Raw genomic sequence first — 18,901 nt, 5'->3', positions numbered from 1 at the left:
ATATGTTTCCTCCACACCCTAAAGGCTCAAGTGGGCTTGAAGTCAAACCGGACGCATGGCGGAGTCCGTATACCATGCAAAAGGCCGGCCCCCGTGGGCCGGCCTGCGACGTCGCGTCTTGGATCAGCGGCGCATCTCCGCCTCGATCTGCTCCAACGACTTCCCCTTGGTTTCGGGGATGAATCGCATCACGAACGGGATCGAGAGCGCGGCGAACACGCCGAAGATCGCGAACGGGCCTCCGACGTTGTTGCCGAATGCGGCCAGCAGCATCAGGAAGAACTGGGAGACGATGAAGTTGCCCAGCCAGTTGGCGGCCGATCCGAAGGAGCTGCCGATGCCGCGCACGCTCAGCGGGAAGATCTCACCGATCAGCACCCAGGCGATCGGGCCCCAGGAGACGGCGAAGCCGAGAATGTAGACGGCGATCAGGATCATGGTCGGCACTGCGAGCACTGCGACGTCGCCCATGAAATTCAGCACGGCAAGCGCGCCCAACGATACGGCCATGACGACGGATCCGAACATGAGCAGCTTCTTGCGCGGGAAACGGTCCATGATCAGCGTGGCGATGATGGTGCTGACGAAGTTGACGACGCCGATGCCCACCGACACCCAGATCGCCTGGTTTTCCGGGAATCCGAAGCCTTTGATGAACACCTGCGGCAGGAAGTAGATCACCGAGTTGATGCCGACGAGCTGCTGGAAGAGCATGATGCCGACCGCGGCCAGCAACGCCGGGCGGGCGATGCGGAACAGTTCGCGTACGCCGCCCTTGGTGTCCTGCGCGGCGACGGCCTTGATCTCGTCGAGTTCGGCGACGACCTGCGCCTGGTCGACGTCCTTGCGAATCAGGGTGAGCACCTTGAACGCGTTGCGCTCATCCCCCTTGCCGACCAGGTAGCGCGGGGATTCCGGCAGCAGGATGCCGCCGATCAACAGCAGAGCCGCGGGGATAAGCGCGGAGCCCAGCATCCAACGCCAGTCGCGGATGCCTGCGATGTTCTGCCCGAGGAATCCCAGGTTCGATGCGTAGGCGAGCAGAATGCCGAATGTGATCATCAGCTGGAACAGGGTGGACAGCGAGCCTCGACGCTCCTTGGGGGCGAGCTCCGCCAAGTATGCGGGAGTCAGGGCCGAAGCGGCGCCGACTGCGAGACCGAGGAGGATACGTGCGACCACCATCATGAGGAAGCCGGATGCGAGCGCGCACATGCCCGAGCCCAGCAGGAACAGCAGCGCGGAGACGATCAGCAGCTTCTTGCGGCCGAATCGGTCGGACAGCGAGCCGATGGACAATGCGCCGACGCAGGAGCCGATGAGCACGGACGAGGTGATGAAGCCGGTCTGCGCGACGGACAGATGGAAGTCCGATTCGATGAGCGGGGAGGCGCCGGAGATGATGCCGGTGTCGAAGCCGAACAACATGCCGCCGAGGGCTCCGAAGGTGAAGATGAATGCGCTGTTGAGCGGGAAGCGCGTGGACGTTTTGGAGCCGATGCTCTCCGGCAGTGCGGCGGTTCCGGATGCGATGGCGTCCGCCACTGCGGCGTCCGGCAATGTGGCCGAGGTGGTGCGGGCCCCTTGTGCTGCGGTCATGGTGAAAAGTCCTTCTATCCTCGTTGATGGCTGATGCGGGAGCGGCTTGCTGGCAAGTTCGCGGGGACGGCGCAGAGCGGCGTCACTGCGGCAACAAAAAAGACCCGGGAGGCACGTCCTGTGCCGTCCCGGGTCTTGCCTCGTTGTGAGTAACAATCCCATCTACAACGTCTTGGTGGATTCAGTATAGCGTCGGACAGGGCGCGACACTCCCGAAAAAATCATTTTTCAGCAAACGTTTACACAAAACGTTTCAACCGTCCACGAATCCTCTTCCGTTACAGGCGGGCCACACGCGCCTGGATCACCGCAACGGCCTGCCCGCGCAGCACGATGTCGTCGCCCAATTCGCAACGCCTCACCTTCGGCGCATGATGGAAGCGCGAATCCGTCAGCGCCGCCAGCTGGCGCGTCGCCGCGTCGAGGAACGTATCGCCGACGATATCGGCCGGACCGAATACGGAGACGTCGCCCATGTCCAGCAGGCAGGTGGGCACGGCCAAAGCGGTGGCCAGCATCGCACCGGCACCCTCGAGGATCTCGCGACGGCGCTCGGGCTCGCTTTCCAGCAGCTTGTGCAGCCGGACGGCGGAAATCATGGTTTCCAGGCATCCACGTTTGCCGCAGGGGCATTGCGGACCGTCCGGATCGACGACGGCGTGGCCGATTTCGCCGGCCGCGTTCGACGTGCCGTACACCAACTGGTCGTTCACCAGCACCGCAGAGCCGACGCCACGCGACATCTGCACGAATATGCAATCGGACGAGCCGTTGCCGAGGAACCGCTCCGCAAGCAGCGCCACGCTCACCTCGTTGCACACGTTCGTGCGCAATACGAATTCGCCTTCGATCATGTCACGCAATTCAAGGTCGGACCAACCGAGATTCGTCGACTGGACCACGCGCCCTTCCTTCGTCACCACACCGGGAACGGCGACGCCGATTCCCAGAACGTGGTCCCCGGCCTTTGCGAGCAGCCTGCGGATCATGTCGAATACGTCGTCGAGATCCACCCGGTTCTCGTCCTCCAGCGGCATCTCCATACGCAGCACGATGTTCCCGCACAGGTTCAGCAACGCGCCGCGCAGCACATACGGCTGCGAAAGGTCCACCGAGACGATGCGCCACACGTCGGGATTGATGGCCAGCATCACCGCACGCTTGCCGCGCCCGGTGCGCTCATCCACGCCTATCTCACGGAGCACATGCTTGTTCAGCATGTCGCCCACGGCCTCCGACGCGGCCACTCTCGACAGACCCGTCTGCCGGCCCAGTTCCACACGGGACATGGTCCGGTCCGGGAACAGCAGATCGAACATCAGCAATCGGTTGGTGGCGCGGACATCCGAGGGGTCCGCTTTGGAGCCGCTAAGGCGAAAAGTCATGGCCGTCCCCTTATCGTTCACCAGCGGAACCGGCACGTTGCGCCAGTGCAGCCACCGGTCCTTGAATACGTAAACCATCCTAACAGATTTTTTCCATGCCGGTGAAGCGTTTCTCGCAATCGCGTCCGGATCGCAGTATCCGGATTACCTCATCCGGATCGCCACATCCGGATGGCCACATCCGGACTGCGTACGCATCGCACGCGAACCGCGCGCAGGCCGCGCCTCATATGCCCCGAATCGCGCTTCATGCACGCTCTTCCAACAAGCAATGGTCCGCCACGCCCCATATGTTTCGAGTCGCGATCCACTCATGCCGGCTCATGCCGAATTAGCCGGCTCATGCCCTCGCCCTATTGCGGCTCATACCAACTTACGCCCAGCATATGCCCGGATGGCGGGCAAATCATGCTCGCCCCACCATCCGGATCCCGCCCGGCTCAAGCACGGCTTCCGTCCTATCTTCGCCCAATCAAAGAGAAAGCCGGCGGGGAGAGAAGGCCCGCCGGCTGAGAGAGAAGAGAGAAGAAGGGTTCAGTTATGGGGTTCAAATGAACCTCATCAGTAGCCTGTAACTGCTGACATGTCCTATATAACCGCCTAATACTTGGAGGAACGATACGTGTTCCTGTCAAATTCCTGAAAAATATGTATCAAGGATGTGACGGAACGTCGAAGCCTCCCGAACGCAGTTTCAAGGAATGCCGCAGCACGCTCCACCCACGGTTTCCGCGGCTTCCGTGGCTTCCGTCCGCGCAATGCGTCAGCGCCAGCCGCCATCGCATGCGCTCCACCGCATATATCCCACACCAGGTCTCCCACGGCACGAATCCCGCTGTGCGCATCCCAACTGCGCGCGTCCCGCTGCATGCATTCCGCTCGATATATTCCACCGCGCATATTCCATCAATTCCACCATGCATATTTCACCAAACGCGTCCCACACCGCACAGTCCGCCTGCGCATCCCGCTCGGGGCCACACGGCACATCCCATTCCGAGCGTTCCACACGGCGTCCCGCACCGCGCGCTCAAATTCCACCCGCGCACCCCGCGCTGCGCCCCAACACCACACCCCCAACACCACGCCCCAACACCATGGCATCCCACACTATGCTTCCCACACTATGCTTCCCACACTATGCTTCCCACACTATGCTTCCCAGCACTGCGCACCCCAACGCCACGCATCCCACACGCACAATGTGTTAGTGCCACCAGCACAATGTGTAGGTGCCACCCACACAATGTGCGCAGACCGGCCGCCACACGCACAATGTGCCCCGAACCAACGCACATTGTGCGCCGAATCCACGCACAATGTGCGCAATGTAAGCATGCGACGCACAATGTGTAGGTGCCACCAGCACATTGTGTAGGTAGCACCAGCACATTGTGCGTATGGAAAAGCGCTATGGCATTCGTGACCGCAGAAGCGCTGAAGTGCACCAGCACATTGTGCGTATGGCAAGCGCACAATGTGTGTGTGGAAACCGATCGGGGCAAGGGAAAATCGGTTATGACGGCGAAAAGCGCCGCCTATGACGAAGTCGCTGCGCGAGACCAGTCGTTTCCGTCCGTTTCTATAACGGTTTTGCGCAGCATCTTCGTTCAAGACGGCAGCTCCAACCGCCAATAATGCTGGCTACAGGCATCTGGGCGGATTGACACACGGCTGGTTTGCTCGGTTAGCGCCAATGCCAACTCGACAGAGACAGACAACACAGGAAACGCAACGCAAAAAAGCACAACGCAAAAAAGCGCCGACCGGCACGCAACGCGTGCCAATCGGCGCCCATGTCAGTTGAACGAATGCAGCCGAAAGCCGCCTACGCCAGCCGGCATCCGCATCGACCAGAGCCAGACGCCAAAGCGCCCGCGCCAGCCGGCCAGGCTTAGCCGGCCAGGACCGCCGGATCAGCCGTTCAGCTTGGCCTTTTCGGCAGCCAGACGCTGTGCTTCGGCCTCGCGACGGGCGGTGAGCGCCTCGTCGAAACGGGCCAGCTCCTCTTCCACGGCTTCCTTCGGAATCTTCGCGAAAATCGGCGTCGGCTTGGCGACCGGCGTGCCGACCACGATCGGCTCGCTCTTCCACGGATGCACGGTCTCACCCAGCACATAGTCGCCGGTGATGATCGGATACATGAAGCCCGGCTTGTCCAGATCCTCGACCTCTTCCATGCGCGGCAGCGGCGAGAACACGCCGGTGCCGCCGAGCGCCTCCCACACCTTCTGCGCGGAGTGCGGCAGGAACGGGGCCAGCAGATGGTTGGCGTCGGACACCGCCTGGGCTGCGACATGCAGCACGGTGCCGAGGCGGGCCGGATTATCCTTGATCTTCCACGGCTCTTCGGCGGAAATGTACTTGTTGATGTCGCCGACGACGCGCATCGCCTCGCTGAGCGCGTTCTTCTGACGATGCTTGTCGATCATGTCGCCGACGGTATCGAAGGCGGCGGCGGTTTCGGCCAGCAGCGCACGGTCGGCATCGGTCATGGAAGCCTCGTCGATGGCCGGGATCTCGCCGAAGTTCTTGTGGATCAGATTGGCCACGCGATTGACGAGGTTGCCCCAGGAGGCGGCCAGCTCTTCGTTGTTGTGGCGCACGAATTCCGCCCAGGTGAAGTCGGCGTCGGAGGTTTCCGGGCCGGCCACGGAAATGTAGTAGCGCACGGCGTCCACAGGATAGCGGGCCAGAATATCCTTCACATAGATCACGATGCCGCGCGAAGACGAAAACTTCTTGCCTTCCATCGTCATGAATTCGGAGGAGACGACCTGCTCCGGCATGTTCAGCGGGCCGAGCTTGCCCGTCTCGCCGCCCTTGGAGCCTGCGCCGTTATAGCCGAGCATTTCGGACGGCCAGATCTGCGAATGGAAGGTGATGTTGTCCTTGCCCATGAAGTAGTAGCCGGGCGTGCTCGGATCGTTCCACCATGCGCGCCACGCCTCCGGGTCGCCCTTGCGGCGCGCCCATTCGATGGATGCCGACAGATAGCCGATGACGGCGTCGAACCACACGTACAGCTTCTTGTTCGGGTTGTCGATCCAGCCTTCGACCGGCACCGGGATGCCCCAGTCGATGTCGCGCGTGATGGCGCGCGGCTTGACTTCCTTGAACAGGCCGATCGAGAAGTTGATGACGTTGGTGCGCCAGCCTTCGCGGGTCTTCAGCCATGCGAGGTTCGCTTCGGCGAGCGCCGGCAGGTCGAGGAAGAAATGTTCGGTTTCCTCGAAACGCGGGGTTTCGCCGTTGATCTTGGAAACCGGATTGATCAGCTCGTCCGGATCGAGTTCGTTGCCGCAGGCGTCGCACTGGTCGCCGCGCGCGCCATCGGCGTGGCAGATCGGGCATTCGCCTTCGACGTAGCGGTCCGGCAGCGTGCGGCCGGTGGACGGCGAGATCGCGACCTTCTGCGTGCCCTTGTAAATGTAGCCGTTTTCGAGACATTGGCGGAACATCTCCTGCACCACCCGCTCATGATTGCCGGTGGTGGTGCGGGTGAACAGATCATAGCTCAGGCCCAGATCGCACAGGTCCTTGGCGATCACGCGGTTGTAGCGGTTGGCCAGCTCCTGCGCCGTCACGCCTTCCTTGTCCGCCTCAACCAGGATCGGCGTTCCGTGCTCGTCGGTGCCGGACACCATGAGCACGTCGTTTCCTTTCATGCGCTCGTATCGCGCATACACGTCGGACGGCACACCAAAGCCGGCGACGTGGCCGATATGACGCGGGCCGTTCGCATACGGCCATGCAACATTCACCAAAATATGAGTCATAGCCCCGATTATCAGGCCCAGCGGGGACAGTCACGGCAATGGTCACGGCAATGGTCGCAGCGGCAATCACAGGACATGGCGCAAGCGGTCGCAGTGCCGTCGCCGGTAGCGTCACAATCCGAAAATCAGAAAAAACAAACGAATCAGACTGATTCGTATATCCGAATGATCGGCGATGCCGTCTTTCCTCAGACTTATCCACATTTTTATGCCTTCAAATACGGGTTATCAACAATTTCACAGATTCCTACAGCGTCCTGCCGTCACGCGCCGCCGCTCCGCTACGGTCGGTTTCATGACCGACACGACGAACGCAACAGACACAGATATGGCGGACGCTGACGCGATATCCGCAAACGCAGCGCCCGCGGGCGACGCAAGCGATGCCGCCGGCGCAGCCAACACCGCAACCGCAGATGACGAGGACACCGCAACACTTGCGGCCGGCGCCCATAGCACCGCCGCAAACAGCACCGCCACGAATGACACGCACAACACGGGCGCCGCAGCCGCCATGAATCGTGCGCCGTCCAGCGCCCGCTCGCTGACGCTGCCAACGCTGCTGAAGGATTCCGATTTGCCCGGCCCGCTCAGTCTCAATCGCCTGTCTTCGCTGGGATCGCTGCATAAAATCGACGCATCGAGCGCATATCTGACGCAGGACGCCAACACGCTGTACGGCCGCGCGTCGATCATCGCCGGCGTTACGCCGGACAGGGCCGCAGCCTGTGCGATGAGTGCGGTTTGGGTATGGTTGGGCGGCGAATTCCCCGCAACGATTGATGTGATTTCGTCCTCGCATTTTCGCGCACCGGTGCACGGCAGACGGATTCGCGTGTTCAATCGCAAGGCGCCGCCGGAGCATCTGATCAATATCGGCAGTTTGAAGATCACGACGCCTACGCGCACCGCCTGCGATCTGATCCTGATCGACATCGACGGCCTCGCGTCGGATGCCGCGATTGAATTCACATGCACGCTGATGCAGGAATATCATTTTCGCCCGGATGATTGCCTTTCGATCCTGCAGGCGAACCGGTATTGGCGCAATGCGAATCGGGCGCGGGCGTTCTTCAGGTCGATTCAGGGGTGCTTTCGATGACATTGCGGCGTTTGAAGCAGTATTTGAGACGTTTTGCGAAAGGGCGCGGGACAAGACGCCGGCATTCCGCAAGATTGCGCCGCGCCGCGTACGGTCGCCGATTGCGGGGCATTCGTCCTTCGCAAAATGCCGCGCCGAAGGAGCAGCCGCCCTCTCCCCCGTTGAAGCTGACGCCGGCGGTCGCCTGCGATCCGGATACGGATATGGAGATTTTGTGGCATATCGCCCGCGAGGTGCCTGAATTGCGGCGTTGGCTGGCAGCGAATCCCGCCGCCGACGCCGAATTGTTGGAATACATTTCGCAGGCCGGCGGCCCCGGTGTCAGGCATGCCTTGCAGGTGCTGCTGCAATCGATTGATGATTTCGAACAACGCACGAAGCGGTAGCGTCACACCCGAAACCCCTCGAATCCCTTTTGCCTTCCATTTGATTTTCTTGTGGCTCTCTTTTGCCTCGTAAGCATGAAAATGCGATCGCACGGCCACAAAACCGCCATTTTCCAACGAAAATCTCTTTTGCTTGTCCTTTGCTTTTCTTTTGCCAATAAAATCAGAAGAAAAGCAAAGGACGACCGGCCAAGCGCACGGCGACGCCGCACAACAGCGCGTCGCAGGCCGAAATTAAACGGCTGAGACGCTCAGGATTTTCCGGCGAGCACCGCCGCATACACTTGCTTGCGATTGGCGTAGCTGCCGTCCGGAAGCGGATGCTCCCTGACGACCTCGGTGATGGCGTCCTTGATGCGCACGCCTTCCGCTTCGGACCGTTCCACCGCCAATGCGGCCAGATCCTCGACGGAAAGCGTCGCGGGAGACGCCGCCGTCACTTCCTCGTCCGAAGCGCCGGCGATGACCAGCACCATTTCACCGCGCGGCGGCTCGTCGATGACGCTTTGACGGATTTCGGCGATGCTGCCGCGACGGATCTGCTCATAATCCTTCGTCAGTTCGCGGCATAGCGCCATGCGCCGGTCGGGACCGAAGACTTCCAGCAGATCCGCCATGGATTCGTCGATGCGATGCAACGTTTCATAGAACACCATGGTGCGGCGTTCGGCATGCAGCATGCGCAGATGCTGCACGCGCTCACTGTGCTTGCGCGGCAGGAATCCCTCATAACAGAAGCGGTCCGTGGGCAGGCCCGACAATGCGAGCGCGTCCAGTACGGCGGAGGGGCCGGGCGCGCAGGTGACGGGAAGGCCGCGTTCGATGGCGCGGCGCACGATGGCGAGGCCGGGATCGTTGATGGTCGGCATGCCTGCGTCGGACACGACGACGACGCTGGCGCCAGCCTCCACCTGGTCGAGGATTCCGTCGGATTTTTCACGTTCGTTGTGATCGTGATATGCGATGACGCGGCCCGATACGTGGATGCCGAGCCGGTTGGCGAGCGCGTAGAGGCGACGCGTGTCCTCCGCCGCGACGATGTCGGCGCGCTCCAGCAGTGCGACGAGTCTGGCGGAGGCGTCGGCTGTGTTGCCGATCGGCGTCGCCGCGAGGATTACCGTGCCGCTTGGAATGACGACCGTCGATGACGATGCGTTGGCCGTTTCCCGCTCAGCCGATGCCTCTTCGCCGTTTTCTCGCTTTCCGTCTGCCGCCTGCGCCGCCGGCGTTTGCGCCGCGAGCGTTTCCTGTTCCGATTCGTTAGTCATATCTACCAGTATCCCGCAGACGGGATACCGATGTCTTCATGCGCGGCGACACGGCGAAACATTCTTATTTATAACTTTATAAATAGGGTGGTATTCTAGTTTTTGTAATGCAAACGGCCTCAGACGCAATGATGCAGACCGAAAGGAAAGAGGAATGAAGTACGGACATTTCGACGACATCGCTCGCGAATATGTGATCGAGACACCAGCGACGCCGCTGCCGTGGATCAACTATCTGGGCAACGAGGACTTCTTCTCGCTGATCTCGAACACCGCAGGCGGCTACTCCTTCTACAAGGACGCCAAGCTGCGTCGAATCACCCGCTATCGCTACAACAACGTTCCGGCCGATGAAGGCAGCCGCAACTACTATCTGAGCCTGATGGACGGCAACGGCACCGACGCCAAGCCCGTCGACTCCTGGTCCCCGACCTTCCTGCCGTCCAAGAAGGGACTCGACTCCTACGTCTGCCGCCACGGCATCGGCTACACGGTCTTCGAAAGCTCCCGCAACGGCATCGCGTCCAAGCTCACCGCCTTCGTCCCGCTGCATACCCCGGCCGAGATCAACCGCATGGACGTCACCAACACCACCGACAAGCCTGTCGTGGTCGACGTGACCGGTTCCGTGGAATGGTGCCTGTGGAACGCAGTCGACGACTCCTCCAACTTCCAGCGCAACCTGTCCACCGGCGAAGTCGAAGTGGAACGCCTGCAGGACGCCACGCTGCTGTACCACAAGACCGAATTCAAGGAACGCCGCAACCACTACGCCTTCTACGGCGTGAACGCCCCGGTCATCGGCTTCGATACGAGCCGCGACGAATTCCTCGGCAAGTTCAACGGCTGGGACACCCCGCAGGTGATCGCCGAAGGCAAGGCCCACGATTCCGTCGCCCACGGCTGGTCGCCGATCGCGGCCAACCGCGTACGCCTCGAGCTGGCGGCCGGCGAAACCAAGTCCCTCGTATTCGCGCTGGGCTACATCGAGGTCCCGAACGAACTCAAGTGGGAGGACCCGAACGACCCGGCCAAGGTCGGCATCATCAACAAGAAGCCGGCCCATGATCTGTTCGGCCGCTTCTCCACCGTCGAACAGGTCGAGGCCGCCCTCGCCGAGCTCAAGGCCTACTGGACCGACCTGCTGAGCACCTACAGCGTGGAATCCGGCGACGACAAGCTCGACCGCATGGTCAACATCTGGCATCAGTACCAGTGCATGGTCACGTTCAACATGTCCCGTTCCGCATCCTACTACGAATCCGGCATGGGCCGCGGCATGGGCTTCCGCGACTCCAACCAGGATCTGCTCGGCTTCGTGCATCTCGTGCCGGAACGCGCCCGCGAACGCATCATCGACATCGCCTCCACCCAGATGGAGGACGGCTCCGCATGGCATCAGTACCAGCCGCTCACCAAGAAGGGCAACGCCGACATCGGCGGCGGCTTCAACGATGATCCGCTGTGGCTGGTGGCCGGCGTCAACGCCTACCTTGCCGAAACCGGCGACGCCAGCATCCTGAGCGACCCGGTGCCGTTCAACAATGTCGAAGGCTCCGAAGTCCCGCTGCTGGAACACCTGCGCCGCTCCGTCAACTTCACGATCACGCACAAGGGCCCGCACGGCCTGCCGCTGATCGGCCGCGCCGACTGGAACGACTGCCTGAACCTCAACTGCTTCTCCGACACTCCGGGCGAAAGCTTCCAGACCGTCGAGAACAACGACACCGGCATCGCCGAATCCGTGTTCATCGGCGGCATGTTCGTGCTGTACGGCGGACAGTATGCCGATATCCTCGAACACTTCGGCACCACCGTCGACATGAGCGAAGCCGAGATCGCCGACGAAGTCGCCGCCATCCGCGAGCAGATCGCAGCCGTCAGCGAAGCGGTCAAGACCGCCGGCTGGGACGGCGAATGGTTCCTGCGCGCCTACGACGCGTACTCCCGCCCGATCGGCTCCCATACCGACACCGAAGGCCAGATCTACATCGAACCGCAGGGCATGTGCGTCATGGCCGGCATCGGCCTGGAGGACGGCAAGGCCAAGCAGGCGCTGCAGTCCGTCAAGGACAAGCTGACCTGCGATTGGGGCACCGCCATCCTGGCTCCCGCATATTCGACCTATCGCATCGAATTGGGCGAGATCTCCACGTATCCGCGCGGATATAAGGAGAACGGCGGCATCTTCTGCCACAACAACCCGTGGGTCTCCATCGCGAACGCCCTGGCCGGCAACGACGATGAGGCCTTCGCCGTGTATCGCCGCAACTGCCCGGCATTCGTCGAAGACAAGTCAGACATCCGCAAGGTGGAACCGTACGTCTACTGTCAGATGGTCGCCGGCCCGGAAGCCCCGACCCCGGGTGAAGGCAAGAACTCCTGGCTGACCGGCACCGCCGCATGGACGTTCGTGAACGTGTCGCAGTATCTGCTCGGCGTGCGCCCGACGCTGGACGGCCTGGCCATCGAGCCGCATCTGCCGGCCGAATACACCGACCTGACCGTCACCCGCGTCTATCGTGGCGTCACCTACCGCATCACGATGCACCGCACCGGCGAACGCTCGGTTGCCGTGAACGGTACCATTGTCGAAGGCAACACCGTTCCGGCTCCGACCGACGGCGCTGTCGAGGTCAATGTGAACGTCACGTTCTGATCCGCATATCTTCGACCATCAGGAAGCGATATGAAGTATTTCGAAGACACAATCACCGGAATCGACGGCACTGAAGCCAAATTCGTCGGCTATTGCATCGACAACAGCGACGAAGTCGATCCAAACCGTCACCGCCCGGCAGTGCTGGTCATCCCCGGCGGCGGCTATGCCATGACCTCGGACCGCGAAGCCGAGCCGATTGCGCTGCAGTTCGTCGCAGCCGGCTATCAGGCGTTCGTGCTGCGCTACTCCGTAATGCCTTCCGTATATCCGACGGCATTGCTGGAAGCGGCGGAAGCCGTCAGGCGCATTCGCGAACATGCCGACGAATGGCATGTCGATCCGAACGCCATCGCGGTGTGCGGTTTCTCCGCAGGCGGCCATCTGGCGGCCAATCTTGCGACCACCGCCGGCGACGACGTGATGCGCGAACACGGTTATGACCCGGACGCGGTGCGCCCGAACGGCCTCATGTTGGGATATCCGGTAATCACCTCCGGGCCGCTCGCCCATCGCGGCAGCTTCGAAGCCCTGCTGGGCGACCTCAAGGACGACGCCACGATGCTGGATGCCGTGTCGATCGAAAAGCATATCGACGCGAAGACGCCGCCGGTTTTCGTCTGGCACACCGTGCCGGACGATTGCGTGCCGTTCGAGAACACGCTGATGCTGGTTCAGGCCTGCAAGGACGCCGGCGTCACCGTCGAAGCGCACCTGTTCCCCGAAGGCGGCCACGGTCTGGCGCTCGGCACCGAAGAAACCGCTTGGGGCGGCAAGGGCAACGTGTTCGAATGCATTCAGATCTGGCCGCAGCTGGCCGTCAAGTGGATGCGGCGCGTCTTCCGCTGATGCACCCCTGATCGCAGCGACGCATCATCCGCTGCAAAACGCATAGGAATGACGGCGGGAATCATCTGATTCCCGCCGTCATTTTCATATCGCAAGCGGATGACCGTCGTAGGTCGCACCCATAGATTGTTTTTCCGCAGGCCGGACGTGACCCCGACCGAACCATGTGCCGAAATCGTCAAAACCCAAACTGGCATCATGGTCTTGGACGTCTTCGCGTGCATCAGAATTAGCTATGACAAAAACCAGCGTGTCTTCGAGGATGAGCTCGTCGCCGATTCAAGCGTTGAAGATGTGGACGTCGAAGTCCCGGGCCGGTACAAGGCCCTGCTTAGGACGGATGCGTCTGCCGAGCAGGTCCTGCGAAGCCGCCGATTCATGCGCGATGGTCGTCTCACGGTGGCCGGGTTGCTGCTGTTCGGAAATACCCTTCCGTCTTCCTGCCGCAGGCCCGTGTGCGCATACTACGGTTTGACGGCGTCACAATGGAAACGGGCAGAAGCCTCAACATCACCAAAGGTGTCACGTTCGACGGCCCATCCCGAAGGTCGTCGACAGCGCATTCAATCTCATCTCGGGCATGCTGAGGGAGTTCCAATTCCTTGGCCGCGACGGCAGGTTCCAGACCGTTCCCGAATACCCTGAGTTCGCCTGGTTCAAAGGTCTGGTGAACGCCGTGGCACATCGCGATTACGCCTACGCAGGCGACTACATCCGTATATCGATGTACGACGACCGTCTTGAGATACTGAGTCCAGGAAGACTTCCCAACACTGTCACATTGGACAATATGCGAGAGACCCGTTATTCGAGGAATCCCAGAATCGCGCGCACTCTTGTCGAGTTCGGATGGGTGCGCGAGCTCAACGAGGGAGTAACGCGCATCTACAGCGAAATGCAGGCGATGTTCCTCAACGCCCCATCCTTCAGCGAACCAGACAAATCGAAGGCGCAACTCACCTTGGAAAACAACATCGTCGCTAGGACGTTAAGACAACGCGAGGCCGTCAAAAGCCGAATCCCCCAAGAGGTCCTGAACAACCTTGATGAGTACGAGCTCACCGCGGTCCGGGCCGCCTACGCCAGAGGAAGGATCACGACGAAGATCCTGTCAGAACTCATCGGCAGGAGCACAAAGTCGTCCGCCACGGTCCTCAAATCCCTTGTTTCGCGCGGCGTGCTCACATGGCACGGCATTTCCACAAACGATACGTCACAATACTATTCACTCGACTAAGGATATGATTTCAGGACTGTTTCGGAGTAGCTTCGGACCATTTCGGAATAATTCGAAGTCGCATCGCAATAATAGAACATCCCGTTCCCTGTGTCCCGTTCTATTCACGAGCATATGCCGCGGAACAGGACAAAGAACGCCGGTAACGGATTGTTGGCGGAATCCGAGAACCCACACGAGCAACGCGATTCAGCAGAGCGGAATACCGTGGCAAAATCAACGTTTCAGCAATGTCATGATTGAGCAAACGACGTTCATGGAGCTCGTCCTCCCCCATCAACAGCAGCACATCATAGCCATAAGTCCGCAACCGTCTGGCGACGCCGAAAAAATATGGCGACCAGTTGCCGTAATCGGTGTCTTCATCCATGGGAGAGCTCAATGCGACAATGTTCGTACGTTCGCCACGCAGCATGCGAGCACCGGCATTGGAAAAGTAGTTCAGCTCATGCGGACCTCCTCGTTCAATCACGCACAATATCCTGCCACACAGCAAAAACGTTGAAAATTCAAGCAAAAATCATTGTATTCGTTATTTAATCAATTATAATTAGGGAATAGAATCATATAGGAAACCTGTGCGGCGATGTCGCCGACGAAAGGATGCAGCAATGGCAGTTGAAGCATGGTACCGCTTCCTGGACGACGAATCCAGCTGGCCGGAGGCTTCCCGCACCACGAACAGCACGTCGGCCCGCAACGTCACCGCGAACACCACGTTCACCAAGCGCAAGCGCATGTCGCCGGAGGAGCGTCATCTGCAGATCATCCAAGCCGCGACGAAAATCATCGCCACCAAAGGCTTCTGGGGCATGTCGCTGCAAGACATCGCCGACGAAATCGGCATCACCGAAGCCGCGCTGTATCATTACATCTCCTCCAAAGACGACCTGCTCAACATGGTCATGTCCGAAGCATACGACACGCCTGAAGCCGACGAATACAATGCGAAAACGGCTTCGGTCACCGATGCGGACGGCCATTCGGTGTTCTTCTACCCGCGTTACTGCCTCAACACCGTGCTGTTCAACCTGCAGCGGCCGGAAATGGTGCAGCTCTACTCCATGCTGTACGGCGAATCGCTGAATCCGAAGCATCCCGCACATAGCTTCTTCATCGGCAGGCATCTGCGCAATTGGGACCTCATCGGCTCGATGAACTGGATCGTGCCGGACGGCTATGACGAGGAACGCTTCTACCACACCTATACGCTGGCGATGAGCGCGATGGATGGCCTGCAATACCGTTGGCTGTCCGACCAGTCCACGAATATGCTGGACGAATGGATGCGTTTTTCCGATGAGATCTTCTCCGAACCGCAATGGGTGGGCTTCCGCGATCCCTCGGAATATGATGCTTCCACCGGAGAATGCCTGCAACCGTATACGCTGCTCAATCGAATCGCCGCGGCAGAGGAGAGTGCGGGCAAAGCATAGATCACGCTTCCGAGACGCCGACTTCCGTGATAAACGCATAATATGCGCCGATCAGACCGGCATTGGCCGAATGGCGGCAGCGTTTGACCGGGACCGGGAAATCAGCCCAGAACGGGATACGTTCAAGCGCTTCGTTCACCAACGGCAGCAGCTGTTCGGATCGGCTCAATTCGCCGCCCAACAGCACGCATTCCGGACTGAACACCGACACCGTGTTGAAGATGGCGATCGCGACATAATCGGCCCAATGTTCGACGACTGCGCGCACACGCGGCTCATCCAGACGGCGGAACAGGCTGGAAGCGATCACATCGTCGGAAGACACTCCGAATTCTTCGGCGTAACGCTTGCCTAAAGCGCGTGAGGACGCGTAATCATGCAGCGTCCGATACCCGCCGTCCTCGAAATTCGCGATCATCATGCCCAGTTCGCCGCAGCGCCATTCATAGCCGCGACGAATGCGGCCTTCGGTGAAGATCGCGCCGCCGACGCCGGTGTCCAACGTCAGCAAGGCGAAATCATTCAGCGTGCGCGCGTTGCCGCTGAGCTTTTCGGCCATCGCAGCGCAATTCGCGTCGTTTTCGATCCATGTGGGGATCGGAGCGCCCAGATATTCGTTCAATTCCTTGCCGATGCTGCGACGATACAGCAAAGGCAACGCAGCGGTCGTCGTGCGCTGCTTCTCCACGTTGACGACACCGGGCACGCTGATGGAAATGCCGGCCAACGGCACACGCTGCTGCCTGACCACACGCGCCAGCGCCTGATAAAAGGATTCCGCACTATTCTGCGGCGTCGCAATGCTCACTGGAATGGATGATTTTCCATTGGTGAACAGCGCATATCGGGTGATGGTCGCCCCCACTTCGAATGTCAGAATATTCGTCGATTCCACCATTGATACGCCATACCTCTCCGTATCTACCCTTCAATACCATGATTGTCCACCCCCCCCCGACACCGTTTCGAATGGTGACGGCGGCGTCATCGGTATCGTCGGAGAATTCGCCGTTGAACATCAGAACCGTTCAACGGCGAATCCTCCGGCAATGCCATCGGACTGCGCGAGATCAGACAGCGTCCGCCGCCCGACCGCGACAGCCCGTCAGACCAATCGAATCACGCTGACGCCATACGGCTCCAGCGAGACCGTGCCGTCGACGGCGGCGCCGGCAAGCAGGTCCTCGCCCTTGAGCGAATCCGCCGTGACCTCGCAGGCCGCATTGGTCACGTTCACGACGATCACAAAGGCGCTGCCGTCATCACCGTAGCGCAGCGACACTTCCACACCTTCCGGCGTCGTGAAATTGGGCACGTTCATCGCATCGATGATCGGCGCGAAGAACGCGTCCATCGAAGCGGCGTCCAACGGCGTGCCCACATAGTAGGCGGCGCCTTCGCCGAAACGATTGACCGTCACGGCCGGGGTGCCGGCGTAGAAATCGTCGCCGCCATACACCGCCAACGGTTCGGCGCCTTCCAGATGCATGATGCTGGCCACGATCTCGCCCTTGCCGTCCAACGGCACGGAAGCGCCCGGAGCGGCCTTGACGTCGATCGTGCCGCCAGGAGCGAGCGCGTCGATCTCCTCGGCCCACACGCCGCACAGATTGCGCAGCTCGCCCGGATACCCGCCCGGGACGACCAGATCATGCTCGTCGTGAATGCCCGACATGTAGCCGGTGACGAAGCGGCCGCCCTGCCGCACGTAGGCTTCCAGATTCCCGGCGACGCCCGGCTTGACCATGATCAGCGCCGGAGCGACGACCAGTTCGTAGCGTTTGAGCTCCTCCAGCGGCGTCGTGCTCGGAATGATGTCGACGGCGACGTTGCGGCGGTTCAACGCGCGGTAGAAACGATGCACTTCCTGCGGGTACTGGAATCCGGAGGTCGGGCCGACGCAGCCTTCCAACGACCAGTAGCTTTCCCAATCGAACATCACGGCGGCACAGCTGCGGATCTCGGAGCCCATCAGCGGGGCGGCCGCACGGGCGAGGCCTTCGCCCAGCGCCTTCGTTTCGTTGAATACGCGGGATTCTTCGGTGCCGTCATGCGCAATCACCGCACCGTGGAAGCGTTCGCAGCCGCCGATCGACTGGCGCATCTGGAAGAACTGCACGGTGTCGGCGCCATGGGCCACGGCCTGCCAACTCAATGCGCGCACTTCACCGGGGCGCTTCACCTTGCAGAACGGGAACCAGTTCTGCTGATTCGGCGTCTGCTCCATCAGCATGAACGGCTTGCCGCCGCCCACGCCGCGCATCAGATCGTGGCACATGGCCGAATAGCTCGGCGGCGTATCCATGCCCGGATAGTTGTCCCAGCTGACCACGTCCATTTCCTTGCCCCACTCGAAGTAGTCGAGGTCTTTGAACGTGCCCATCAGATTCGTCGTGATCGGCGTCGTCGCATCGTAACGGCGAACCGCGTCACGCTCATTGATGTAGCAGCCCAGCTGCGCTTCGTTCTGGAAGCGACGATAGTCCATCAGCAGGCCGGAGATCACGCTTTTTTCAGTGCCGATGCCGTCGCCGTGGCTCACCGGCGGCACCACGTCGGCCCATTCGGTGATGGTGTGGCTCCAGAAATTCGCGCACCATGCCTGGTTGAGCGCTTCGACGGTGCCGTATTTGTTCTTCAGCCAGCCGCGGAATGCTTCGGCGCAGGTGTCGCAGTAGCACATGCCGCCACCGCCGCCGTATTCGTTGCAGATATGCCATGCGACGAGACCCGGGGTGCCGGCGTAGCGTTCGGCGATGCGCGCGGCCAGTTCACCGCTGAGCTTGTGGAAGACTTCGGAATTCGGGCAGAAGTTGTGTCGGCCGCCGAATACGTGACGGCGCCCGTCGATTTCGGTGCGGATCACTTCGGGATGCGTGCGCACCAGCCATGCCGGCAGCGCGGCCGTGGCCGTTGCGAATACGATGTTGAAATCATGTTTGACCAGCAGCGCCACGATTTCATCAAGCATGCCGAAATCGTAGGTGTTTTCATTCGGCTGCAGCAGCGTCCACGAGAACACGTTGATGGTGGCCTCGTTGATATGCGCATGCTCCAGCATTTCAATGTCGCGCTCCCAGGTTTCGCGCGGCCATTGTTCGGGATTCCAGTCGCCGCCGAACAGGAAGCTGTTGAAAAGTGGCTTCATTGATCGTTCCTTTTCGTGTGCGACGTTGCGGTGTGCGATACCGCAACGTCGCA

14 protein-coding genes are annotated in these 18,901 nt (G+C 60.7%); 7 read left to right on the top strand and 7 right to left on the bottom strand.

Annotated elements, in window-relative coordinates:
- Nucleotides 1-123: 123 nt before the first annotated feature.
- The gene (locus tag AC1AX7_RS07665) at nucleotides 124-1,599 is read right to left on the bottom strand and encodes a sugar porter family MFS transporter (RefSeq protein WP_476509498.1); all 1,476 of its coding nucleotides are present in this window, start codon (nucleotides 1,597-1,599) and stop codon (nucleotides 124-126) included.
- 278 nt (nucleotides 1,600-1,877) lie between these two features.
- Entirely contained in the window at nucleotides 1,878-2,984 is a 1,107-nt protein-coding gene (locus tag AC1AX7_RS07660; protein ID WP_476509497.1) for an ROK family protein, read from the bottom strand.
- A 1,413-nt stretch (nucleotides 2,985-4,397) separates the two neighbouring features.
- Between AC1AX7_RS07660 and AC1AX7_RS07655 the strand changes: the two genes are divergently transcribed.
- A complete protein-coding gene (locus AC1AX7_RS07655; protein WP_476509496.1) occupies nucleotides 4,398-4,622 on the top strand; it encodes a hypothetical protein in 225 nt (74 codons plus the stop codon).
- 278 nt (nucleotides 4,623-4,900) lie between these two features.
- On the opposite strand, the gene metG is transcribed toward AC1AX7_RS07655, so the two are convergent.
- Nucleotides 4,901-6,763, bottom strand: coding sequence for a methionine--tRNA ligase (gene metG / locus AC1AX7_RS07650; protein WP_476509495.1), 1,863 nt, complete (start codon nucleotides 6,761-6,763; stop codon nucleotides 4,901-4,903).
- A gap of 328 nt (nucleotides 6,764-7,091) precedes the next feature.
- Between metG and AC1AX7_RS07645 the strand changes: the two genes are divergently transcribed.
- The gene (locus tag AC1AX7_RS07645) at nucleotides 7,092-7,865 is read left to right on the top strand and encodes a hypothetical protein (protein WP_476509494.1); all 774 of its coding nucleotides are present in this window, start codon (nucleotides 7,092-7,094) and stop codon (nucleotides 7,863-7,865) included.
- Nucleotides 7,862-8,251, top strand: coding sequence for a variant leucine-rich repeat-containing protein (locus AC1AX7_RS07640; protein ID WP_476509493.1), 390 nt, complete (start codon nucleotides 7,862-7,864; stop codon nucleotides 8,249-8,251). The genes AC1AX7_RS07645 and AC1AX7_RS07640 overlap by 4 nt, the downstream gene beginning before the upstream one ends.
- A 251-nt stretch (nucleotides 8,252-8,502) precedes the next feature.
- Here AC1AX7_RS07640 and rsmI read toward each other — a convergent pair whose 3' ends face one another.
- Nucleotides 8,503-9,519, bottom strand: a complete 1,017-nt coding sequence (rsmI, locus tag AC1AX7_RS07635; protein ID WP_476509492.1) for a 16S rRNA (cytidine(1402)-2'-O)-methyltransferase — start codon at nucleotides 9,517-9,519, stop codon at nucleotides 8,503-8,505.
- Between the two features lie 154 nt (nucleotides 9,520-9,673).
- On the opposite strand from rsmI, the gene AC1AX7_RS07630 reads away from it, so the two are divergent.
- From AC1AX7_RS07630 to AC1AX7_RS07620, 3 genes are all read left to right on the top strand, one after another.
- Nucleotides 9,674-12,178 carry a glycoside hydrolase family 94 protein gene (locus tag AC1AX7_RS07630; protein WP_476509491.1) on the top strand — a complete coding sequence of 835 codons (2,505 nt, stop codon included), beginning with the start codon at nucleotides 9,674-9,676 and terminating at the stop codon, nucleotides 12,176-12,178.
- A gap of 30 nt (nucleotides 12,179-12,208) precedes the next feature.
- Nucleotides 12,209-13,027 (top strand): alpha/beta hydrolase, encoded by an 819-nt coding sequence (locus AC1AX7_RS07625; RefSeq protein WP_476509490.1) that lies wholly within the window; start codon nucleotides 12,209-12,211, stop codon nucleotides 13,025-13,027.
- A gap of 580 nt (nucleotides 13,028-13,607) precedes the next feature.
- Nucleotides 13,608-14,264, top strand: coding sequence for an ATP-binding protein (locus AC1AX7_RS07620; protein WP_476509489.1), 657 nt, complete (start codon nucleotides 13,608-13,610; stop codon nucleotides 14,262-14,264).
- 100 nt (nucleotides 14,265-14,364) lie between these two features.
- Here AC1AX7_RS07620 and AC1AX7_RS07615 read toward each other — a convergent pair whose 3' ends face one another.
- Nucleotides 14,365-14,736, bottom strand: a complete 372-nt coding sequence (locus AC1AX7_RS07615; protein ID WP_476509488.1) for a hypothetical protein — start codon at nucleotides 14,734-14,736, stop codon at nucleotides 14,365-14,367.
- Between the two features lie 139 nt (nucleotides 14,737-14,875).
- Between AC1AX7_RS07615 and AC1AX7_RS07610 the strand changes: the two genes are divergently transcribed.
- The gene (locus AC1AX7_RS07610; protein WP_476509487.1) at nucleotides 14,876-15,700 is read left to right on the top strand and encodes a TetR/AcrR family transcriptional regulator; all 825 of its coding nucleotides are present in this window, start codon (nucleotides 14,876-14,878) and stop codon (nucleotides 15,698-15,700) included.
- Nucleotide 15,701: 1 nt separating this feature from the next.
- Here AC1AX7_RS07610 and AC1AX7_RS07605 read toward each other — a convergent pair whose 3' ends face one another.
- A complete protein-coding gene (locus AC1AX7_RS07605; protein ID WP_476509486.1) occupies nucleotides 15,702-16,598 on the bottom strand; it encodes an ROK family protein in 897 nt (298 codons plus the stop codon).
- Between the two features lie 207 nt (nucleotides 16,599-16,805).
- Nucleotides 16,806-18,848, bottom strand: a complete 2,043-nt coding sequence (locus tag AC1AX7_RS07600; protein WP_476509485.1) for a beta-galactosidase — start codon at nucleotides 18,846-18,848, stop codon at nucleotides 16,806-16,808.
- Between the last annotated feature and the right edge of the window lie 53 nt (nucleotides 18,849-18,901).

This window comes from Bifidobacterium sp. LH_449 (genome assembly GCF_056356755.1).
This window is presented reverse-complemented; position numbering and strand designations above follow the sequence as displayed.